This is a genomic window from Bacillus sp. ISL-7, assembly GCF_018613065.1.
In genome coordinates this window covers 48,450-71,361 of record NZ_JAGGQW010000021.1, presented here as the reverse complement: position 1 = coordinate 71,361, position 22,912 = coordinate 48,450, and the positions used below count along the sequence as shown (strand labels likewise).

At 38.5% G+C, this 22,912-nt stretch carries 24 protein-coding genes and 1 other annotated feature; of the genes, 1 reads left to right on the top strand and 23 read right to left on the bottom strand.

Annotated features, from left to right (window positions below):
- Positions 1-377: 377 nt before the first annotated feature.
- The 17 genes from J7E66_RS06030 to rpsU all read right to left on the bottom strand — a co-directional run bounded on the left by J7E66_RS06030 (position 378) and on the right by rpsU (position 14,597).
- Positions 378-1,187, bottom strand: coding sequence for a pyruvate, water dikinase regulatory protein (locus J7E66_RS06030; protein ID WP_214998481.1), 810 nt, complete (start codon positions 1,185-1,187; stop codon positions 378-380).
- A gap of 37 nt (positions 1,188-1,224) precedes the next feature.
- A complete protein-coding gene (ccpN, locus tag J7E66_RS06025; RefSeq protein ID WP_179195921.1) occupies positions 1,225-1,854 on the bottom strand; it encodes a transcriptional regulator CcpN in 630 nt (209 codons plus the stop codon).
- 116 nt (positions 1,855-1,970) lie between these two features.
- The gene (locus J7E66_RS06020) at positions 1,971-3,353 is read right to left on the bottom strand and encodes a glycine--tRNA ligase (RefSeq protein ID WP_214998480.1); all 1,383 of its coding nucleotides are present in this window, start codon (positions 3,351-3,353) and stop codon (positions 1,971-1,973) included.
- A 63-nt stretch (positions 3,354-3,416) separates the two neighbouring features.
- Positions 3,417-3,600, bottom strand: a binding site (T-box leader).
- 50 nt (positions 3,601-3,650) lie between these two features.
- Positions 3,651-4,403 carry a DNA repair protein RecO gene (gene recO, locus J7E66_RS06015; protein ID WP_214731515.1) on the bottom strand — a complete coding sequence of 251 codons (753 nt, stop codon included), beginning with the start codon at positions 4,401-4,403 and terminating at the stop codon, positions 3,651-3,653.
- A gap of 34 nt (positions 4,404-4,437) precedes the next feature.
- Positions 4,438-4,581, bottom strand: coding sequence for a YqzL family protein (locus tag J7E66_RS06010; RefSeq protein ID WP_066257674.1), 144 nt, complete (start codon positions 4,579-4,581; stop codon positions 4,438-4,440).
- A gap of 191 nt (positions 4,582-4,772) precedes the next feature.
- Complete coding sequence (era, locus tag J7E66_RS06005; protein WP_214731518.1) at positions 4,773-5,696, bottom strand: GTPase Era; 924 nt, start codon at positions 5,694-5,696, stop codon at positions 4,773-4,775.
- Positions 5,697-5,969: 273 nt separating this feature from the next.
- On the bottom strand, positions 5,970-6,347 hold the full coding sequence (locus J7E66_RS06000) for a diacylglycerol kinase family protein (RefSeq protein ID WP_214998479.1): 378 nt from the start codon (positions 6,345-6,347) through the stop codon (positions 5,970-5,972).
- Complete coding sequence (gene ybeY / locus J7E66_RS05995; RefSeq protein WP_088089019.1) at positions 6,331-6,801, bottom strand: rRNA maturation RNase YbeY; 471 nt, start codon at positions 6,799-6,801, stop codon at positions 6,331-6,333. Before ybeY ends, J7E66_RS06000 begins: the two co-directional genes overlap by 17 nt.
- A complete protein-coding gene (locus tag J7E66_RS05990; RefSeq protein WP_214998478.1) occupies positions 6,798-8,969 on the bottom strand; it encodes an HD family phosphohydrolase in 2,172 nt (723 codons plus the stop codon). The genes ybeY and J7E66_RS05990 overlap by 4 nt, the downstream gene beginning before the upstream one ends.
- A gap of 193 nt (positions 8,970-9,162) precedes the next feature.
- On the bottom strand, positions 9,163-10,134 hold the full coding sequence (locus J7E66_RS05985) for a PhoH family protein (RefSeq protein ID WP_214998477.1): 972 nt from the start codon (positions 10,132-10,134) through the stop codon (positions 9,163-9,165).
- Entirely contained in the window at positions 10,131-11,324 is a 1,194-nt protein-coding gene (yqfD, locus tag J7E66_RS05980) for a sporulation protein YqfD (RefSeq protein ID WP_214998476.1), read from the bottom strand. The genes J7E66_RS05985 and yqfD overlap by 4 nt, the downstream gene beginning before the upstream one ends.
- Positions 11,321-11,623: a sporulation protein YqfC gene (gene yqfC / locus J7E66_RS05975; RefSeq protein ID WP_168245116.1), complete on the bottom strand. Its 303-nt coding sequence runs from the start codon at positions 11,621-11,623 to the stop codon at positions 11,321-11,323. Before yqfC ends, yqfD begins: the two co-directional genes overlap by 4 nt.
- Positions 11,624-11,710: 87 nt before the next feature.
- Positions 11,711-12,160 (bottom strand): hypothetical protein, encoded by a 450-nt coding sequence (locus J7E66_RS05970; protein WP_214998475.1) that lies wholly within the window; start codon positions 12,158-12,160, stop codon positions 11,711-11,713.
- 34 nt (positions 12,161-12,194) lie between these two features.
- Positions 12,195-13,187, bottom strand: coding sequence for a flotillin-like protein FloA (floA, locus tag J7E66_RS05965; RefSeq protein WP_214998474.1), 993 nt, complete (start codon positions 13,185-13,187; stop codon positions 12,195-12,197).
- A 17-nt stretch (positions 13,188-13,204) separates the two neighbouring features.
- Complete coding sequence (locus J7E66_RS05960; protein ID WP_214998473.1) at positions 13,205-13,840, bottom strand: NfeD family protein; 636 nt, start codon at positions 13,838-13,840, stop codon at positions 13,205-13,207.
- 121 nt (positions 13,841-13,961) lie between these two features.
- Positions 13,962-14,408: a GatB/YqeY domain-containing protein gene (locus J7E66_RS05955; RefSeq protein WP_088089026.1), complete on the bottom strand. Its 447-nt coding sequence runs from the start codon at positions 14,406-14,408 to the stop codon at positions 13,962-13,964.
- 15 nt (positions 14,409-14,423) lie between these two features.
- Positions 14,424-14,597, bottom strand: coding sequence for a 30S ribosomal protein S21 (gene rpsU / locus J7E66_RS05950; RefSeq protein ID WP_007087607.1), 174 nt, complete (start codon positions 14,595-14,597; stop codon positions 14,424-14,426).
- A gap of 216 nt (positions 14,598-14,813) precedes the next feature.
- Between rpsU and J7E66_RS05945 the strand changes: the two genes are divergently transcribed.
- A complete protein-coding gene (locus tag J7E66_RS05945; RefSeq protein WP_214998472.1) occupies positions 14,814-15,755 on the top strand; it encodes a Na/Pi symporter in 942 nt (313 codons plus the stop codon).
- Positions 15,756-15,821: 66 nt separating this feature from the next.
- Here J7E66_RS05945 and deoC read toward each other — a convergent pair whose 3' ends face one another.
- The 6 genes from deoC to dnaK all read right to left on the bottom strand — a co-directional run bounded on the left by deoC (position 15,822) and on the right by dnaK (position 22,894).
- The gene (deoC, locus tag J7E66_RS05940) at positions 15,822-16,496 is read right to left on the bottom strand and encodes a deoxyribose-phosphate aldolase (RefSeq protein WP_214998471.1); all 675 of its coding nucleotides are present in this window, start codon (positions 16,494-16,496) and stop codon (positions 15,822-15,824) included.
- 121 nt (positions 16,497-16,617) lie between these two features.
- Entirely contained in the window at positions 16,618-17,985 is a 1,368-nt protein-coding gene (mtaB, locus tag J7E66_RS05935; protein WP_214998470.1) for a tRNA (N(6)-L-threonylcarbamoyladenosine(37)-C(2))-methylthiotransferase MtaB, read from the bottom strand.
- Between the two features lie 5 nt (positions 17,986-17,990).
- Positions 17,991-18,740 (bottom strand): 16S rRNA (uracil(1498)-N(3))-methyltransferase, encoded by a 750-nt coding sequence (locus tag J7E66_RS05930; RefSeq protein ID WP_251032783.1) that lies wholly within the window; start codon positions 18,738-18,740, stop codon positions 17,991-17,993.
- A gap of 108 nt (positions 18,741-18,848) precedes the next feature.
- Complete coding sequence (prmA, locus tag J7E66_RS05925; protein WP_168245124.1) at positions 18,849-19,790, bottom strand: 50S ribosomal protein L11 methyltransferase; 942 nt, start codon at positions 19,788-19,790, stop codon at positions 18,849-18,851.
- An 18-nt stretch (positions 19,791-19,808) separates the two neighbouring features.
- Entirely contained in the window at positions 19,809-20,939 is a 1,131-nt protein-coding gene (gene dnaJ, locus J7E66_RS05920; RefSeq protein WP_214998468.1) for a molecular chaperone DnaJ, read from the bottom strand.
- 122 nt (positions 20,940-21,061) lie between these two features.
- Positions 21,062-22,894, bottom strand: coding sequence for a molecular chaperone DnaK (gene dnaK, locus J7E66_RS05915; protein ID WP_214998467.1), 1,833 nt, complete (start codon positions 22,892-22,894; stop codon positions 21,062-21,064).
- Positions 22,895-22,912: the final 18 nt, after the last annotated feature.

Sequence of the window (22,912 nt, the reverse complement as noted above, 5' to 3'; positions counted from 1 at the left end):
GACGGAGGAAGCATCAAAAAGATCACGGACGCTTAACTTGGATCCTATTTCGACAATCTCTGCCCAGTGGGCATGAATCTGCATCGACAAAAATAGTCGGATTGCCTTCTACATTAGTATTAATTCTACATCTCTCCGCATATTCCTTCTTTAACAAATAACTTTTGTAAAAGGATTTATGTCGAATTCTTTTTAGGGGGTCCCCTTGACATCTAACAATAAATAGTTTATTCGTTCACAAGCAAGTCTAAACCTAAAAAGATATATTTTTATCACAATTTTTTATTATAGTACATTTATTATCATTTTACCATAACTTTTTATCATTATTATTCCACTTTCTTTCAGAAGAAAACACATAATCAAATGATTATGTGTTAAGGTCTCCCTTTATGAATATAATTTAGGATAACATTTGCTGTTTCTTCAACTGCTTTATTGGTTACATCAATAACGGGACAACTTATTTTCTCCACTACTTTTTCAAAAAAGATTAACTCCGCTTTAATCCGTTCAATATTGGCATAACTTGCCTTATCATTTAATCCCAAGGAAATTAATCGTTCTCGTCTGATATTGTTTAACTTTTCAGGACTTATTTTTAAACCGAAGCATTTCTCGATCGGAACCCTATATAGTTCTTCTGGCGGATCCACTTCAGGTACCAGCGGGACATTAGCGACCTTTAAACGTTTATGGGCTAAGTACTGGGAAAGTGGTGTCTTTGAAGTTCTTGAAACGCCAATTAGGACAATATCTGCTTTTAGGATTCCTCTTGGGTCACGGCCATCATCATATTTCACGGCAAATTCAATCGCTTCTACTTTTTTAAAATAATCCTCATCAAGTTTTCGAACAAGTCCTGGTTCACATAAAGGTGTCTTCCCACTGAAAGCTTGAATCTTGTCCATTATTGGACCAATTAAATCGACTGCCAGAATCCCTTCTTGTTCCGCTCTTTCCTTGATATAGGTACGCATTTCAGGTTTGACAAGCGTAAATGCAATCATAGCTTTATCTAGTAAAACAAGTGAAAGAACTTCATCAATATGTTCCTGGTCCTCTACATAGGGAAATCTTTTTAAATTCATTCCAGAGCCATTAAACTGGCTTATTGCTGCTTTGGTAACTAATTCAGCCGTTTCCCCCACTGAATCAGATACAACATAAATAATTGGTACACCCATTCTCCCTACACAACCCCTCTACAAGTTAACTTGTGACTTACTCATCACCCAGTCCAACAAACGCTTTTGTAATATTTGTTTTCGTTAATCTGCCGATAACCTCATATCCATTTTCTGATTTTCGAACCACTGGCAGGGCATCAATTTGTTTTTCAATTAATTTTTTGGCGATATCGATTAATAAATCGTCCCGTTCACACATAGTTATATTCGGCATTCTAGTCATAATAATATTGACAGGAATGGTGGAAAGCTCTTGTTTGCCTATACTTGCTCTGAGCAAATCTTTTCTGGACAACACCCCAACAAGGATGGTATTTTGATCCACTACAAATAATGTTCCCACATCTTCAAGGAACATGGTACAGATTGCATCATATACAGAAATATTTTCATTCACCACAATAGGGATGGATTGATAATCTTTCACATATATTTTTTGTAAATTTTCAGTTAACAGCTGTGTCCCAGATTTACCCGTATAAAAATAACCCACACGCGGTCTTGCATCTAAAAAGCCAGCCATTGTTAAAATTGCCAGATCCGGCCTTAATGTTGCTCTAGTCAAACTTAATTGATCGGCAATATGCTCTCCGGTAATCGGCCCATTTTCTTTTACAATTTGTAAAATATGTTCTTGCCGTTTGGTCAGTTCGATTGTACACACCACCTTTGTATGACATCATGAAGGGTTACCCACAACCTTCTAAAAGTCATACTTTATTAGGAATATTATATACTATGGAATGTATTAAGAAAACTCGCCAATTGGCGAGTTTTCCATTAAAACGTCATCTTTTCTTGCAAAAAGCTAACAAGTTCACTTACTGGGATCCGTTTTTGTTCCATTGTATCACGGTCTCGAACAGTAACCATATTGTCTTCTTTAGAGTCAAAATCATAAGTGATACAAAAAGGTGTACCAATTTCATCATGACGACGATAGCGTTTCCCAATGGAACCTGATTCGTCATAATCCACTGAAAAGTGCTTCGCTAAAGCAGCAAAAACTTCTCGTGCTTCTTCAGACAGCTTCTTCGATAATGGAAGGACTGCAGCCTTAAATGGGGCTAGAGCAGGGTGGAAATGCATGACCGTTCTAGATGTACCATCTTCAAGCTGTTCTTCATCATAGGCATCAATCAAGAATGCTAACGTAACCCGATCCGCTCCTAAGGAAGGTTCAATACAGAATGGGACATACTTTTCATTTGTTTCAGGGTCAAGATAATGGAAATCTTCACCGGAATACTCCATATGCTGCTTCAAGTCATAATCTGTTCTTGAAGCGACACCCCAAAGTTCCCCCCAACCAAACGGGAACTTAAATTCAAAATCAGTAGTCGCATTACTATAATGGGATAGTTCATCTTCAGAGTGATCTCGTAGCCTTAGATTTTCTTTGGTAAGACCTAAGGACATTAACCAGTCTTCTGCAAATTGTTTCCAATAATCAAACCATTTAAGTTCTTCACCAGGCTTACAGAAAAATTCAAGTTCCATTTGTTCAAACTCTCTTGTCCTGAATGTAAAATTCCCCGGAGTAATTTCATTTCGGAAACTCTTTCCTATTTGAGCAATTCCAAACGGCATTTTCTTTCTCATCGTACGCTGAACATTTTTAAAGTTAACAAAAATACCTTGGGCCGTTTCAGGACGAAGGAAAATTTCATTCGTACTTGATTCTGTTACCCCTTGGAAGGTTTTAAACATTAAGTTGAACTGACGGATACCAGTAAAATCATGACTGCCACAGTCCGGGCATGCGATATTGTGTTCTTTAACCAATTCTTCCATTTTTTCAAATGGTAAGCCGTCGACAATCATTTCAATGCCTTTTTCATCTAGTGCATTTTCAATTAATTTATCCGCGCGATGGCGTGCTTTACAATTTTTACAATCAATCATTGGGTCATTAAAGTTCCCAATATGCCCTGACGCTTCCCATGTACGAGGATTCATCAGAATACTTGCATCTAAGCCAACATTATAAGGCGACTCTTGAACAAACTTTTCCCACCATGCCTGTTTAATATTGTTTTTAAATTCAACGCCTAGCGGGCCGTAATCCCAAGTATTTGCAAGTCCTCCGTAAATCTCTGAACCTGGAAAAATAAATCCTCTGTGTTTTGCATGTGAGACGATTTGTTCCATTGTTACATTCATTGAAATTGCTCCTTTTAATAAATTTTATTCAAACAAAAAAACTCTCGTTCCTATGCTTGTAAGCATAGGGACGAGAGTTACCCGCGGTTCCACCCTATTTGCTGTAAAAAACAGCCTCTTTAATCGTGTTAATAAACACAAAGATTGCTCAGGAACGCCTTCCTTAGTGCCCTATACCCTAGCTTCCACCACCCTAGGTTCGCTTTTATAGAGATGGCTAAGTACTCTTCTCCGTCAATGCAAATATTTTATTAATGAAAATAATAACGAAAACTCCAAACATTGTCAACAGTGTGCTTATAAGAGATTTCTGAATTTATCCATGGAATTAAGAAACTTCTTTGTTTTGAGATGAAGTCCCGAATACTCTTCATAGTAAGAAGTAATAACATTCTTAAGTTCAGCCTTAGTCTCTTCTTTAACAGAAATATTTCCTAACCTTGAAAGATCAAAATAATAAAATAGCCTTAATAATTTAATCGTACTCGGTGTTAATTTGAAATGGTACGGATCTTTATCCAGACAACGATGACAGATAAGCCCACCTTCACGAATGGAAAAAGAAAAATGTCCGTCTGTACTGCCGCAAACGGAACATTGATTTAAGATTGGGTTTAATCCCAATACATTTAACATTTTCATCTCATAAATATTCATGAGAATATCCGGGTCATAGCCCTCATTTAAATAATTCAATGTTTGATAGAGCAATTCAAAATGAAAAGGGTTTGGTTTTTTTTCTTCCGTGCATTTATCGGTTAACTCGACAATATAACTAGCATAGGCAGTTAAAAAAATGTCTTCACCAATCGATCTTAAGGATGTAGCCGTTTCACCCTGCTGCATGCTTCCTAAACCAGATCCTCTAGTAATTAGAAAATAACCATGTGTAAAAAGTTGTGTAATGGAGGAAAGGCGGCTGTTTGGCTTTTTTGCACCACGCGCCATCACACCAATCTTTCCCCATTCCCTTGTATATATTGTCACTATTTTATTTGTTTCACCATAATCTGTTGTTCTAATAACGATGCCTTCACACTTCTGAAGCATTATTGTCACCTTCTAAAGTAGCACGAAGACAAACTTATGAAACGGGAAAATCGATTTGTGCTAGCTCATCATTCAGATTTCCGGGTATTTCTTGGTTTTCCTTCTCAAGTTCTTTAATGAGAAGATATGTGTCAATATTACCTGTTTGGAGGAATACTTTCCACGTAAAATCCATCATCGAAAACCCCACCTTTCATATTTAGACTAGCTTTCATTCGGTCCCAAACCTTACAATTATCATAGCCTGCCAGCGCAAAAATCATAAGACGAAATATTTGTTAATGTTGTCCATGCATAATTTGAAATAATCGGTAATATTTTAGTTAGGGTTATTAGAAAAGCTGAAACGCCTTGGTCGGCCATTATTAATCAATATTCATCCTCATTGAAGCCATAATCTCGCAGCTGGGACATCTTATTGCGCCAATCTTTTTGAACTTTTACCCATAGCTCTAAATATACTTTTGACCCTAGTAGATTTTCAATATCAACTCGTGCACGTTTGCCTATTTCTTTTAACATGCTGCCTTGCTTACCAATAATAATTCCTTTTTGTGAATCACGTTCGACTATGACGGTTGCCATGACATCAATAATTTCTTTACCCTCTCTCCGCTCCATTTTGTCAAGAACCACAGCTAAAGAGTGGGGAATTTCCTCGCGTGTTAAGTGGAGTGCTTTTTCCCTTATTAACTCGGTAATAATAAACCGTTCTGGGTGATCTGTGACCTGGTCTGCTGGATAGTATTGTGGTCCCTCCGGCAAGAAGGACTTAATCTGTCCTAACAATGGCTCCACATTGTTTCCTTCAAGCGCAGATATTGGGACAATTTCTTTAAACGGGTATTTTTCTTTATAGGATTCAATAATCGGCAATAATTTATCAGGATGAACTTGATCAATTTTATTAATTACAAGAAAGATTGGCGTATTAACTGTTTGGAATTTTTCAAGAATAAATTCTTCACCACGTCCAAATCCTTCTTCAGCATTTACCATAAATAAAATCAAATCAACTTCTTTTAGCGTATTTACAGCAACCTTCATCATAAAATCGCCTAATTTGTGCTTGGGTTTATGGATACCTGGTGTATCTATAAAAATCATCTGAGCATCATTTACTGTTAACACACCTTGGATTTTGTTACGAGTTGTTTGTGCTTTATCACTCATTATGGCAATTTTTTGGCCAATCACGCGATTAAGAAACGTGGATTTACCTACATTTGGCCGGCCAATAATCGAAATAAAACCGGACTTGTATCCTTTGCTTCCGTTGTCATTATTCAGCATATAGATCCTCCTGTTATGAAGGAACTTGCCTTTTTTGTTTCTTTAATTAGTTGATCGATGTTCACTAGTGTTCTTCCCTTCCAGCAGGAATCTGCTGTTTCTTTATTTTACCTCAAAATTGATTGAAAATCATTAGGTTGAAGCAAAAAATTTATAAAAATTAGAATTTTCTCACAAATCAGCAAGTCTTAATTATTTTGCTGATAAGTTATTTTACCTAATTCAGTATCCCATTTCAAATGCTGGTAAATAAACTCTATTCAGCTTAATTTTTTAAAGCTTTTGTACATAGGGTAAAAATATTAATAGGCCAATTACAACCGATAGAACGGCATAAACTAACACCGCTCCAGCTGCCATATCCTTCGCTTGTTTTGCTAATGGATGATACTCTTGTGTAACAAGATCGACAACTCGTTCGATTGCGGTATTGACTAATTCCAATGCAAACATTCCCGCAATAGCAAACAGGATGATTATCCATTCAGTCTTTGTAATGGAAATATAATAAGAGACGAGTACAACAAGAATGGAGCAAAAGAAATGGAACCGCATATTTTTCTCTGACTTCAGGGCCACTAAAATCCCGGCGATTGCATTTGAAAATGTTCCCAACCATGACTGCTGTGATCGTTTATCGTTTGAGTCCATACTCGTCTAATATTTCCTTTTGCAATGTGAACATTTCTTTTTCCTCTTCATCGGTCATATGATCATAACCAAGGAGATGAAGGAAACCATGTACAGCTAGAAATCCAAGCTCACGTATAAAAGAATGTCCATATTCTTCTGCTTGCTCAATTGCTTTTGGTATAGAGATAATAATATCCCCCAAGACACGAGGCATATCAACCCCTACCAGCTCTACCTCACCTTCCCCAAGCTCTTCCATTGCAAACGAAATAACATCCGTAGGCTTGTCTTTATCGCGGTATTCCCTGTTGATCTCCTGTATTCTATCATTTGAAACAAATGTTACTGAAACTTCGCTATGCTCTTCAACATCCTGTTTTCTAGCCGCAAAGGTAAGGATCCTTTCGATTTCAAGCATTTGTTCTTCTGTCAGTTTTTCCGTTTCGTCGATACAATCAATTAGTAATGTCATGCTTGCTTCACCTTCTTTATCATTTCTGGATATTCAATTCTGGAGTGAAAAATCCCCTTTAAAGTCTCACATAAAGCTTCAGATACGGTTTCAATTTCTCTCATTGTGATATCACATTCATTTAATTGTCCATCTTGAAGACGATCAGCAACGATTTTTTTAACCAGTGATTCTATTAATTCTGGCGTAGGCTGGGATAATGAGCGGACTGCCGCCTCGACACTATCTGCTATACCAACCACCGCAGACTCTTTTGTTTTTGCCTTTGGACCAGGATAACGATAATCCTCTTCCTTTACTTCAGTCTCACCTTGGGTTGCCTTATGATAAAAGAATTTTAGCAAGGTTGTCCCATGATGCTGTTCAGCGATATCGATAATTTCTTTTGGCATATGGTACTTCTTTAAAATATTAGAGCCATCTGTTACATGGGCAATAATAATGTTTGCACTTTTATCTGGCGGCAGACGATCATGAGGATTTTCTAGATGCATCTGATTCTCGATATAAAAATTCGGACGTCGTGTTTTTCCAATATCATGGTAATAGCTGCCCACTCTTGCTAAAAGTCCATTTGCACCGATTGCTTCACATGCAGATTCCGATAAATTAGCAACCATCACACTATGGTGATATGTACCTGGTGCTTCCATCAATATTTTTCTTAATAGTGGATGGTTTGGATTGGATAGTTCAATCAGCCTCATCGTCGACAGAATGCCAAAACTCGCCTCAAAAAAAGGAAGTAATCCAATCGTTAACACAGCAGAACCTATACCTGAAACAAGAGCAGTGGTTATATAATATCCATACTCCATACCAGAAAATTGGCCATTTGGAAGAAATATTAACGCTAATATAGACAAAATATTTACGATTGCCGCAAACGAGCCAGCCTGCAAGATTTTTGAACGCTGGTTTTGGTTACTAAGAAACAAAATTCCTGCTAAGGCACTGAATAGGATGTAAATCCCCTCTGAAAAATTTAGTGTCCCTGTAATTCCCTCGTTAAATAAAATACTTCCGCATACCGCCATAATAATCGACATAAGAATGGCAAGCTTTTCATCAATCAAGATCTTAATTAACATTCCCCCTAAAGCTGCAGGGAAAAGATAGCCAATTCCAGCAAAATTAAAAATTTGCAGCATGCTGATTATTTTCATAATAAAGATTGAAAGTATGAAAACAATCCCATACAACAACAAGTCTGTCTGTCTCTTTCCTGGAATTGATTTTATTTGGTAAAAATAAAAATAGATTGAAGACAGAATAATGGTTATCAAAACCATTAATCCAATAAAAGGCTTAAAGGATCTCTCATTATCAAGAAGGCCGACTAATTTTAACTGTCTATAAATATCCTGGTTGATTAATTCTCCTTCTTCAACAATAATTTGACCCTGAAGAATTTTGGCAGGCTCCACACTTTCTACCGCTTGCTGTCGCAGCTCTTCTGTTGCATTGGGATCATAAAATTCATTTTGAATAACAGCATACCTTCCGAGTTCAATGACACCATTTCTTAAATTATCATTTAAAGTTGTATATTTTAATTCTTCCTCCACTCTTTTTTTGGCATTCTCTACTTCATCAGCAGAAATCCGTTGGGCCATAACATTGTTAATCGCAGTAACAGTTAAATCCTTCGCGATCGATAATTCATCATTACTAGCTTGGACTAAGGCCGTAAAAACCTGGTCAGAAAGCCCCTTTGATACATTCGATGTTAATTTTGCCTTTAACCTGATCACTTTTTCAGAATCACTAGGTTCCGTTTTTGCTGGTTTTTCTTCTGGGGCCAGTTCTTCAAACTTCTTGATTTCTGCATTTATTTCATCATTCACTTCTGTAACTGCTTGAAAAATGGAGCTAATTAAATCGACCCGATTTTGCGTATACTCTTTTTTCAAGGCATACACATCTTGTACTTGGTCAAGTGCATCCCTACGCTTATTTTCAGTACTTTTCTTATCCTCCACTGTTCCAGGGGAACGGATAGTTTTTTCTGCTACTGAAAACAGGCTTAAATCCAACTTTTCAGGTTTTACATTACTATACATCGCTGCAAATAATACGGTACCTAACATGATAAAAAAGAGAACTAGAAAAAAGGTGATATCTAGCAGTTTGCGTATCCGTATGAAGTATTGCTGTAGTTTACCCAACTAAATCCCTCCAACCACGGCCCATGAAAATGATTTTATATTAAAAAAATCATTTCTCAAAAATTGTCATATTTTCACTGTTCCTGCTTTATGTAAAATGATAACAGTTTTTCGAAGAAGTTTCACCTCTTTGGAAGAAGATTGGTTTGAAGTTCACTTTTCCATACCAAAAAGAGGTAAACCACAAATAGGTTTACCCCTCTTGATTCGCTTTGTTCTCGTATGCCTCAATAATTCTGCCAACAAGCGGATGACGAACCACGTCAGTTGTTTCTAAAAAGACAAAGGAAATGCCCTTTACATTTTTTAAAATTCCTTCGGCTGCAATTAAGCCTGATTTTGCACCTTTTGGCAAATCGATCTGCGTTTGATCACCTGTAATGACCATTTTTGACCCAAAGCCAAGTCTTGTCAAAAACATTTTCATTTGTGCATGGGTTGTGTTTTGGGCCTCATCCAGTATAACAAAAGCATCATCTAATGTTCGACCTCTCATATAGGCGAGCGGAGCAATTTCAATGGTTCCTCGTTCAATTAACCTTTGCGTATGTTCAGCCCCAAGCACATCATGGAGAGCATCATATAGTGGTCGCAGATATGGGTCTACCTTTTCTTTTAAATCACCTGGAAGAAACCCAAGACTTTCGCCTGCCTCAACAGCAGGCCTTGTTAAAAGTATTTTATTCACTTGCCCATTTTTGAGTGCGCCCACGGCCATGACAACAGCAAGATATGTTTTCCCGGTTCCGGCAGGGCCAATACCAAATACAAGATCTGTTTTTTTAATTGCTGTTACATATTCTCTTTGTCCAAGCGTCTTGATCCGAATGGTTTTACCTTTAACATTTCTGCCAATTTCTTCTTCATATAAATTCACAAAATATTCAAGTGTCCCTGCTTTCGCCATTTGAACCGCGTATAGGACGTCTCTTTGACTAATATTAATTCCCTTTCGAATCACAATCATTAATTTATTTAATATTTGTCCGGCCAGATTTACATTTTCCTCATCACCGGATAAACTGACACCTTCACCCCGAGTAATGATGGTAACATCAAGCTCTTGTTCAATAATTTTTAAATTGGTATCAGAATTCCCTAGCAAACTAATTGCTTCTGCAGGATTTTCAAGTTGTACATTTATGGTAGTTAACTTTTCTGTCATTCACTAGTCTCCTTGGAAATCGGTTGTCCGACTGCAATATTTTCAATTACCTTAAAATGAATATCCAGTATAACTTTACCATTTTTAATTGCTTTGTGTAAAATTTTTTCATCTTTTATCATAGCATCTTCATCTAACCGACCTTTTATTTGTTTTTTTGCCAGCTCAATTGCAATTTGTTGGGCCTCTTTATTTGAATAGGTACGCTGAACTTCTTCCCGCTCGCGAAGGGTTTTGTTGAGATAAGAAATTGGCAATTCCCACTTTAGGAAATGAATTTTATGAACATTCATTTCTGTTTCATATTTCAAGAATTCAGGCTTACCAAAGCCCCAAACAGGGAGTTCGAAATCCCCCAGTAAAATAAAATGCTTTTCCTTTTCTTTGCCATTATATACTTTAAAGTTGGTTACTAACGGGAGCTCCACATGACTTTTATACCAAGTTTCTCCCCAAACCTCTCCTTTGGCCGCAACCAATTCCGGAGTACCTTCTTGCCCAAATTCACCTGAAACGAGTAATTGCCCCGGCACCACATGATCATTAATTTCTACCATTTTTTGGCCATTTTCAATATACATATTTACGATTATCGCTTTCTTTTTTGCGATAAGGTTCCTCGGTGATAATTTCTCTGGCTTTTTTGGCTCATTTTTCTCGACAACTTGAAGGTGGAAGGTTGTCCCTTTTAATTCCACTCCTACCCATGTTAGATCCCCAACATTATTTGTCAGTTGCCTTTGAATACCTTCCACATTATCTACAAATAATTGCAACTTTCCAATCTTAACACCCATCTTGTCCAATTCTTTACGAATTTGATATTCTGTCGCTGGTTTTGCCCCTTTTATTTCAATCCCCCAAATAACATTTGATAAAACCATTAAGATAAGCAAGAAAATTCCTGCCCCCGCTAAAAAGCCACTATTTTTAAGCACTCTCTTAATTAAAAAAGGCACTCCGCTCCTTCGCAGGAAGGAAATGGAGCATTCACTTTTCCTTGCATAGTGTCTGATGTTCTTGGCATCTCTAAGTCTCATCTTAAAAGTAATTGTTTCTGTTCCATGCCGTTTGACATGCCAAATATGAAGTCCATTCCTGGTAAGGACATTTAAAAAGCGTTCAATACCCTTTCCTGATACTTTAACAGTAACCCTGCCATATAAAAATTCGACCCACTGGTTATTCATTTTGTTCCTCCCGGATTATCAGTTATATAAATGACCTGTTCAATTTTCCCTTCGAGCAAAATTTCTTCAGGTAAAATCGTTTTAATCACAAAATATTTACCTTTTATTAACAACTGCCCTTGCTTTAATAGCAGACGGAGTTCTTTATCAGTAAACACAAGCAAGCCGCGATGGTTCTCAATATATATATGAATTTGCCCAACCATCGTAATGCGGGGTAAATCCATCATGACATCTTGAGGAAGATCCATTTTTTCAGCCATCCAGTTACGGACCCGTTGGCCCCATTTTTTCGCCATAAAAAAAGAACCCCCTTTCATCTCATATTTATGAAATGAAAGGAGGTTCTAGCACACCTTTTTCTATTTAGCTATGTTGATTTATAACTAACCTTTTCTTGGGAAAAAGGGCTTTTTGGAACGCGGCTCACCAAGAATTTCTGACCAAACCATACCATTAATGAGCGTTTTTTCATCTGGATAAAGAGAAATGATGCTACCTTCCTCTTGCCCGGATTTAACTTCTACTTTCTCGACCTTTGGCTGGGCTACTGACATTCCAATCCGTTTAACCTCAGACTCTTGTTTCAACTGCTGGTATTTATTTTCGAGCTTTTCGAGTTGATCCAGTGGAATTTCCGATTGTATATTCTTTGATTTTAAGGTGCTGGTTGTTGGAATTTCATCATAATTGAGTTGCTTTTTAACTAGTGTCCGAATTTCTTCAAAAGTATCCCTTGAAAATGTTCTATTGCGAGATTGACCTGTCTTACCTTTTGCCTTACGGAAAACAACAGAGACAATACCCATGACAATCAAAAATACTAAGGTTTCCAAAAATCACCACCCCTTTATTATCCCAACGCGGGCTTTATTGTCCGTCTTTTTTGTCTCCCGTTATCTTACCGATTGAACCTCTCATTTCAGTATCTGCTGAAATATTTTTAAAGTTCATATAGTCCATTACACCAATATTTCCTGATTTGAGCGCTTGAGCCATTGCAAGAGGAACCTCCGCTTCCGCTTCCACGACCTTTGCCCTCATTTCCTGGACCTTAGCTTTCATTTCTTGTTCTAACGCCACAGCCATTGCCCTGCGCTCTTCAGCTTTCGCTTGGGCAATTTTCTTATCCGCTTCAGCTTGTTCGGTTTGTAGTTCAGCCCCAATGTTTTTACCGATATCCACATCAGCGATATCAATCGATAGGATTTCAAAAGCTGTTCCGGCATCTAGTCCCTTTGAAAGAACTGTTTGCGAGATTAAATCTGGATTCTCGAGCACCTTGCTATGACTATCCGATGAACCGATAGTGGAAACAACCCCTTCACCGACACGAGCAACCACGGTTTCTTCCCCAGCACCACCGACAAGACGCTCAATGTTAGCTCGAACGGTAATTCTCGCTTTAGCCTTTACTTCGATACCATTCATAGCAACCCCGGCAATAAATGGAGTTTCAATTACTTTCGGATTAACACTCATTTGTACCGCCTCTAAAACATCACGCCCTGCTAAGTCAATGGCAGCGCAGCGTTCAAACGATAATTCAATATTTGCCCGATGTGCAGCAATTAGAGCATTGACTACCCTGTCAACATTCCCGCCGGCAAGATAATGGCTTTCCAGTTGATTGGTGGTAACGTTTAAACCAGCTTTATGGGCCTTTATGAGTGGATTAACCACTCTGCTTGGCGTTACCCTTCTAAGCCTCATCCCAACTAACGTAAAGATACTAATACGGACTCCTGCCGCAAGCGCAGAGATCCAGAGCATGACTGGTACAAAGGATAATAAGATCCCTAATAAGATTAAAGCAACAACGACAACTGCAATGATAAAAATCGTTCCACTGCCTACAATCATTTTTTAACCCCCTTCTTTTATTCTAATTCTCTTACAACAATACGCGCTCCTTCAACCTTAATGACTTTAACGATTACATTCTGCTCGATAAAGCCGCCTTCGGTTACCGCATCAATTCTTTCGTTGTTAATAATAACGGTTCCTGCTGGGCGTAATATGGTTAATGCAATCCCTTCCATTCCCAATAGATCGGTACGATTAATATTAGAAACATATCCATCTTCTTTTCTGGCTGAATCAAAAAGAACCATTTTATTAAATAAAACAAGCTTTTTATCAAAAATCTTAATCATCATAAAGAAAACTAGGACAGATAAGAAAATCGCAATTAAGATGGATACCCCGATTTGAATGGTGTCAGCTCCTGCTAAAAAAAGACTTAAAATTAAAGCGGCAACACCAAGTGTGCCAGAAATAGCTCCAGGTAAAAAGAACTCCAAGAAAATCAGCAATAATCCTGCCACAAATAATAGTAACGTACCATAACCTGCAAGTCCTGCTTGAAAATGCCCATAAAAGAATAAAATGAGCGCAAACACACCAATAAATCCTGCCACACCAAACTTGGATGAAAAAAGCTCTAATACAATTCCGATTCCCGCAATCGATAATAGAACAGTTACAACAATCGGGTCAGTAAGAAATTCAATCATTCCAAGGCCCCCTTTCTTTCTTTAGCTTCGACAATTAATATTACGTTTGAAAGTCAATTAAGTTTCATTAAAAATAATAAAAGACCGCAGGCTAAAAGCCTACAGTCTTCCTGTCAGAATACTATGAAAGGTGTTGTTGTACAAGTTTATTTACAAGTGCCCCATCTGCTTTACCCTTTACTTTAGGCATAATCGCAGACATCACTTTTCCCATTTCTGCTTTTGATTTTGCGCCGACTTCAGAAATTGTTTCTTTAACAATTTCCACCAGTTCCTCTTCAGAAAGCTGTTTTGGCATATACAATTCCACGATAGCCAACTCTGTACGCAACTTATCAACTAGGTCATCACGACCAGCTTTACCAAATTCATGGAGGGAGTCTTTGCGTTGTTTTACTTCGCGAGAAAGGACTGTTAACTCTACATCTTCTGCAAGCTCTTTTGTGCCGAGCTTGATAGCTTCATTTTGCAATGAAGCTTTTACCATCCGAATTACTGAGAGTTTGTCTTTTTCCTTGTTTCTCATCGCTTGTTTCATATCATTATTCAAACGCTCGAGAAGACTCATGTATTACACCCTCTCTTAAAACTTACGTTTTCTAGCTGCTTCAGACTTTTTCTTGCGTTTTACACTTGGCTTTTCATAGAATTCGCGCTTTCTTGCCTCTTGCAAAGTACCAGTTTTTGATACTGTACGTTTGAAGCGACGAAGAGCATCTTCAAGCGATTCGTTTTTACGAACGACGGTTTTAGACATTCTCTTTCCCTCCCTCCGAAACACAACACACTAACATTCAATCCATGTACCTTGCAATTATAATATAACCTTGATACAAGGTCAACTGAAATTCACAGTGATAGTACATGCTTTTTATTTTTTATTCAATTAAATAAAGACTTGTCTTAATTTCCCTTAAAAAGTGGCATGTCCCTCCTTCCCCCACCATACAATGAAGCGAGGGGGGCCATACAAATGTTATACATATTATTATTTGTTCTTTGCATTTTATTATTTGTCTTTGGAATGACCATTATTAGATTTGCGCTGTTTAATTTATCAGCAAATAAATTAAAGGGCTGGCTGATTAAACTTACTAGTACTCCCTTAAAAGGGATGCTAACAGGGACATTTATTACGGCACTATTACAAAGCAGCACTGCCGTAATGGTGATTACAATTGGATTAATTTCAGCAAGGATCATGACGTTCCCTCAGTCGATTGGGATTATTCTAGGAACAAATATTGGAACTACCTTTAAAACAGAATTAATTACATTTAATATTGATAAAGTCCTCGTTCCACTCGCTATTTGTGGAGCCCTTCTTATATTATTTAAAAATAAAAAAGCGAGAAGTATCGGGATGCTGCTATTTGGAATATCCTCTGTTTTTGCAGCTATGAAAGGCTTCGAAATGCTTGCTGTCCCGTTAACATCGATGAATATGATCAATAATTTTATCCTTTCCATAAATGATCAGATTCTTTTAAGCCTGTTAACTGGTACCATAATGACAGCTATTATTCAATCGAGTACGGCGATGACTGGAATTGCAATGAGCTTCCTAACAGCTGGGCTCTTGCAGCTTGATGCAGGTATTGCTATTGTCCTCGGGGCGAATATTGGGACATGTATTACCGCCCTTGTTGCTTCGATTGGCGGGGGAAAGGAATCGAGATTAGCTGCATTTGCCCACGTTTGGCTCAATGTATTTGGGGTATTGCTTTTTATCCCGCTCATCCCATCACTTACTGACAATGCCCCACTTCTTGCAGATACAAAAAATGTCCAATTAGCCCATATAAGTGTCATCTTTAATGTTGCCACTTCTTTATTGGTCTTACCTTTTGCAACGAGGTTTGGGAAAATGATTTTATTTTTACATGATAAAACACCTAAAAATCCAAGTACATAAAAATAAGACGGCTTTTTAGCCGTCTCATACTGGATTTACTGGATATTTATTGGAATTTACATCATCTTAATAATCTGAAGTAGCAGTTTTTCCGTTGACAATGGCGATACTTGAACTGGCTCCAATCCTTGTCGCTCCAGCCTCAATCATTTTTTGGACATCTTCCGTACTTCTAACTCCACCTGAGGCTTTAACACCCAAATCTGGACCGACAGTTTTCCTCATTAAGGCGATGTCTTCCGCTGTCGCTCCTCCCGTTGAAAATCCGGTGGAAGTTTTCACAAAATCTGCTCCTGCTTTAACAGAAAGTTCACAGGCGCGTATCTTTTCTTCATTTGATAACAGACTTGTTTCTATAATAACCTTTGTATGTGCTTTGCCCTTTGCAGCCTCAACCACCGCCCGAATATCTTTTTCCACCAACTCATCGTTATGATCCTTTAATGCCCCTATATTTATGACCATATCCACTTCTTTCGCACCATTTTCTATAGCGTTTTTTGTTTCAAACGCTTTAGTTTCAGAAGTAGTCGCACCTAAGGGGAATCCAATTACGGTACAAACCATTACACCACTGCCTTGTAGCAGTTCTTTAGCTGTGCCTACCCATGTTGGATTTACACACACCGAAGCAAATTTATATTCCTTCGCCTCTTGGCATAAAGATATAATTTGCTGTCTCGTTGCTTCCGGCTTCAGTAGGGTGTGGTCAATTATTGCAGCAATATTTGTAGTAGCCATTACCATGCTCCCTTCGATGTCCATTCGAATAAATATAACGCTCCAAAGTAGATTAGAATGAAATTTGCGGCTGAAAATAGTTTAACCTAAATACCACAAAAAAAAAGGACCTAAATGGTCCTTATATGGCAGCTTCTTCTTCTATTAACAAATCTGTTTTTGAAACGGAATCCTCAATAACTTTTACAAATTGTCCTTGGTTGTATGGGTAGCCTGCTTTGGTAATCTTTACTTTAACAATTTTACCAATCATATCTTCTGTCCCTGAGAAAACAACTTTCATGTAATTATCAGTATATCCGATTAGGAAACCAGAATTAGCTTCATCCTTAGATATCTCTTCAGGGATCACTTCTACCACTTCATCCTCAAATTGTGAGGCATATTCCTTTGCCAGCTGATCTGAAAGGGAAATTAAGCGGTGAACTCGTTCATTTTTTACTTCTTCATCGACCTGATCTTCCATGCGGGCTGCTGGTGTTCCTGTACGTTTAGAGTACGGGAATACGTGAAGTTCAGAAAATTTATGGTCATTAATAAAATTAAAAGTTTCCATAAACTCTTCTTCTGTTTCACCTGGGAAACCTACAATTACATCGGAGGTTACTGCTAATCTCGGAAGAACTTCCTTAAGCCGATCCAATCTTTCTCCAAAGAACTCCATCGTATATTTGCGTCGCATTCTTTTTAGAACAGAATTGGAACCAGATTGCAACGGAATATGCAAATGACTGACAACAATAGTTGAATGTTTAATTACTTCAATCACTTCATCCGTAATCTGACTTGCTTCAATGGATGAAATACGTAATCGTTTTAGCCCAATGACTGTTTCCAAGTCACGAAGTAATTGTGCCAGATTGTAATCCTTCATGTCTTCACCATAACCGCCAGTGTGAATACCAGTCAGAACAATCTCTTGGTAACCAGCATCAACTAATTGTTGGGCTTGACGGATAACTTCCTTGGGATCACGAGATCTCATTAAGCCGCGTGCCCATGGAATAATACAGAAGGTACAGAAATTGTTACAACCTTCTTGGATTTTTAAAGAGGCACGTGTCCGGTCGGTAAAGGACGGGACATCAAGTTCTTCATAGATACGACTTTTCATGATATTGCCTACACCATTAATCGGCTGGCGTTCAAGCTTATATTGCTCAATATATTCCAGCATTTTAATCCGGTCCTGCGTTCCGACCACAACATCCACACCAGGAATTGCCATAATTTCTGCAGGTGATGTTTGCGCATAACAACCTGTTACACAAATTACCGCATCCGGGTTTTTCCTGACTGCGCGACGAATGACCTGTCGGCTTTTTTTGTCGCCGGTATTTGTGACGGTACATGTATTAATAATATAAACGTCCGAAATTGATTCAAAATCAACTCGCTCGTAGCCTTCTTGTTTAAATAATTGCCAAATAGCTTCAGTTTCATAGTGATTAACTTTGCATCCTAATGTATGAAACGCAACTGTTGCCATTATTTTCACCTCATTAATTCAAAATGATAGGAAATAGCCGCTAATGCATATAATGGAGCGGTTTCCGTTCGTAGTATTCTTGGGCCTAACCCACAAACTGCAAAATCGTTATTCTTTAATTGCTGTACTTCTGCATCAGATAAGCCGCCTTCTGGTCCAAAAACCAAAAGAAGAGAATTACCTTTGCTCATTTTATTGAGGGTAGACGCAAAAACGGATGTTTCGCCATTTCTACTCTCTTCTTCAAAAGCAACCAATTTATAATCAAAGTCTTTGCTTTTTGAAAGCAATTCTTTAAAGCTAATCGCACTACTAACTTCCGGTAAAAAGGCACGGTGGGATTGCTCCGCAGCTTCTTTTGCTATTTTTTGCCATCTATCTATTTTTTTCGCTGCTTTTTTTTCGTCCCATTTTACAACTGAACGAGCCGCTGAGAATGGGAGAAACTGATGTGCACCCAGTTCTGTTCCTTTTTGAATGATCCATTCCAGCTTGTCTCCCTTGGGTAGTCCGCTAGCAATCGTTATTGAAATCGGAAGCTCGGAGCCGATATCCTTCCATTGTACAACGTCTGCAACAACACTTGTATCGGTAATTTCTGCAAGGGCACATACAGCTTGCTTCCCCTCTGGGTCAACACAAATAATCTGATCACCGAGTTGCATGCGCATAACCTTGACGATATGATGGCGGTCCTCTTCATCAATCAAAAAACGATCACCATTTGCTCGTTGTTTAACAAAGTATCGTTGCAAACTTCCTGCACCCTCTCTAAACATTTACAATTTATTTTACTAAAGAAAATCTTGATTTAAAAGTATAGCATGAAAAAAAGGGGTAAGTATCACCCCTTTTTTCAACCATTATAACCTTTTGGCAATGATTGCAACCCAATCTTCCATCAAAATCGTTTCGATAATTTCAAAACCAGCCGCTACCAATGAATCTTTAACCTGATCTTTTTTCTGATTGATAATTCCCGAGGTAATAAAAGATCCACCGGGTTTGACAACCTTCGCAGCATCCTCAGTAAACCGCAGAATTACTTCAGCTAGTATATTAGCAACCACTACATCAGCAGAATTTTCTTCCACGCCATCGAGCAGATTATTTTGTGCTGTTGTTGCACGATCACTCACTTTATTGAGTTTAATGTTCACTCTCGCAGTTGTTACCGCTACCTCATCAAGGTCAAAGGCACGGACATCTTCGGCACCAAGCATTGCTGCTGCAATACTTAATACGCCCGAACCTGTTCCCACATCAATAACCCGGTCACCAGGACGAACCGTTCTTTCAAGTGCTTGAATACACAAGACAGTTGTCGGATGTGTACCTGTTCCAAATGCCATTCCTGGATCTAATTCAATAATTAATTCATCACTGCTGACCGGAGTATAAATCTCCCAAGTCGGAACAATTGTAAACTTTTCAGAAATTTTCACAGGATGATAATATTTTTTCCATGCTGTTGCCCATTCTTCTTCATTTACTTCACTTATGGTTACTTTATTTTTACCGATATCGATATTGTGAATAATTAAATTATTAATTGATTCTTTAATCGCATCCACCGTTTCGCCTAAAAAGCTGTTAACCGGAAGATAAGCCTTTAATATTACCCCTTCTTCTGGATAATCATCGGGATTGAGTTGATAGATTTCACCAAATTGATCTTCTCTTTCTTTCGTCAGTTCAAATGGATCTTCAATGACTACACCACTCGCCCCAGCTTCATGCAAAATATGAGAAATAGGTTCAATCGCCTCATTTGTTGTGTGAATACTGATTTCGGACCATTTCACATCTACCAACTCCAATCCTTACTCGCTTTTAAAGGCTCGTTTTACTTTTGAGAAAAAACTTTCTTCGTGTTCACCAATGGGAGAAGAGCCACTAAGATCTGCGAATTCTTTTAAAAGTTGCTTTTGTTTATCTGTTAGTTTTGTTGGAGTAATGATTCGAACTAGAATATATTGATCTCCAACACCGTATCCGCGGACGTTAGGAACACCTTTTCCTTTTAATCGGAATTTTTTTCCCGTTTGCGTCCCAGCAGGAATTTTCAACTTTACTTTCCCGTGCAATGTAGGTACTTCAATCTCATCACCCAAGGAAGCTTGAACAAAAGTGATTGGCATTTCACAATATATATCATCGCCATCTCTTTCAAAAAACTCATGCTGTCTCACATGGAAAACAACATAAAGATCTCCAGCTGGCCCACCGTTAATCCCGGCTTCTCCTTGACCTGACATGCGAAGCTGCTGTCCATCATCAATACCCGCAGGGATTTTAACATGAATTTTCTTGCGCTTTTGTACTTTTCCTTTACCACCGCATGTAGAGCACTTATGTTTAATTTCTTTCCCGGTACCATTACAGTGATTACATGTACGACGATTTACAATTCTGCCGAATGGAGTGTTTTGCTCCACATTTAACTGCCCGGTTCCATGACAGTGCTGGCAAGTTTCTGGTTTGGTTCCAGGCTTTGCCCCAGACCCACTGCATGTACCACAAGTTTCTTCACGTGGAATTTCAATATCTGTTTCTTTTCCAAAGGCCGCTTCTTCAAAAGTTACGGTCATCGTGTACTGAAGGTCAGCACCTTGTCTTGGTGCGTTCGGATCACGTCTTCTTCCGCCTCCACCGCCGCCAAAAAAGGTATTAAAGATATCTTCAAACCCGCCAAAGCCGCCGCCGAAATCTCCACCGCCGCCAAAGCCTTGGTTTGGATCCGTATGACCAAATTGATCATAATGTGCTTTTTTCTGATCATCGCTTAATATTTCATAAGCTTCAGTTATTTCCTTGAATTTATCCGCCGCATCTGCTTCTTTATTAATATCTGGATGATATTTTTTTGAAAGCTTTCGATAGGCCTTTTTTATTTCATCCTTTGAAGCACTTTTACTAATCCCAAGTACTTCATAGTAATCCCGTTTACTCATGATTACCCACTCCCGAATCTGTCACATAAAGATTATTCTATCATTTATACCAATGGTATTGCAATAAAAAAGCCAAAGCCCATAGTTCTGACTTTGACTTTTTTCTGAGCTGTAAAAAACTCTTATTTATCCTCTTTTACTTCTTCAAATTCTGCATCGACAACATCATCTTTACCGGCAGTATTTCCAGCCTCAGGGCCGCCCTGTTGTGCTTGCTGCGCAGCTGCTGCTTGCTCATAAAGCTTAACTGTCAAAGCTTGAACGATTTCTTGTAATGCATCCTTTTTCGCACGGATTTCAGTAAGATCGTTTTTCTCAATTGCTTCTTTTAATGCATCCTTCGCTTCATTTGCTTTCTCAACTTCCCCTGCATCTACCTTACCTTCAAGGTCTTTTAAGGTTTTTTCTGTTGTAAAGACAAGTTGGTCTGCTTCATTACGAAGTTCCACTTCTTCTTTGCGAAGCTTATCTGCATCTGCGTTTTCTTCTGCTTCACGGACCATTTTTTGGATTTCTTCGTCTGACAGTCCTGTTGAAGACTTAATGGTAATTTGTTGTTCTTTATTTGTACCAAGATCTTTCGCACGAACATTTACAATTCCATTCTTATCAATATCAAAGTTTACTTCAATTTGTGGAATTCCACGTGGTGCTGGTGGAATATCTGATAATTGGAATCGTCCTAGAGTCTTGTTATTGGCCGCCATTGGACGTTCCCCTTGTAGAACATGGATGTCAACAGCTGTTTGGTTATCTGCAGCAGTTGAGAAAACCTGCGATTTAGATGTAGGGATTGTTGTATTACGATCAATTAACTTCGTAAAAACGCCGCCCATTGTTTCAATACCAAGGGATAATGGTGTAACGTCAAGCAATACAACGTCTTTTACATCACCAGTAATTACACCGCCTTGAATAGCAGCACCCATTGCTACAACTTCATCTGGGTTAACACCACGATGAGGCTCTTGTCCAGTTGCTTGTTTAATTGCTTCTTGAACAGCCGGAATACGTGTTGAACCACCAACCAGGATCACTTTATCAATTTCTGAAGGAGTTAAACCAGCATCGCTTAATGCTTGACGTGTTGGACCCATTGTCCGCTCTACAAGATGCGCAGATAATTCGTCAAATTTTGCTCTAGTCATCGTTACTTCTAGGTGAAGCGGGCCAGCTGGACCAGCAGTGATAAATGGTAGTGAAATTTGAGTAGAAGTCACACCAGATAGATCTTTTTTCGCCTTTTCAGCTGCATCTTTTAGGCGCTGTAACGCCATTTTATCTTGAGCTAGGTCAATCCCATTTTCTTTCTTGAATTGATCAACGAGGTAATCAATAACGACTTGGTCAAAGTCGTCCCCTCCAAGTCGATTATCACCGGCAGTTGACTTAACTTGGAATACACCATCGCCTAATTCAAGGATTGAAACGTCAAATGTTCCACCGCCAAGGTCATAAACAAGGATTGTTTGATCTTGATCCGTTTTGTCTAATCCATAGGCAAGAGCTGCTGCAGTTGGCTCGTTGATAATACGCTCTACTTCAAGACCAGCAATTTTCCCAGCATCCTTTGTTGCTTGACGTTCTGCATCATTAAAGTACGCAGGAACTGTAATAACGGCCTTTGTAACTGGCTCGCCTAGATAATCTTCTGCATAAGATTTTAAATATTGAAGAATAATGGCAGACAGTTCTTGTGGTGTGTACTCTTTGCCTTCAATCTCCACTTTATAATTTGTGCCCATATGGCGTTTAATCGACATAATTGTATTTGGGTTTGTAATTGCTTGGCGTTTTGCTACTTCCCCAACTTGGCGTTCCCCATTTTTAAAAGCAATAACTGAAGGAGCCGTACGATTGCCTTCTGGATTTGGAATAACCTTAGGTTCGCCACCTTCAAGGACAGCCACACAAGAGTTGGTTGTACCAAGGTCAATACCGATAATTTTACTCATTTCCTTTTCCTCCTAAAA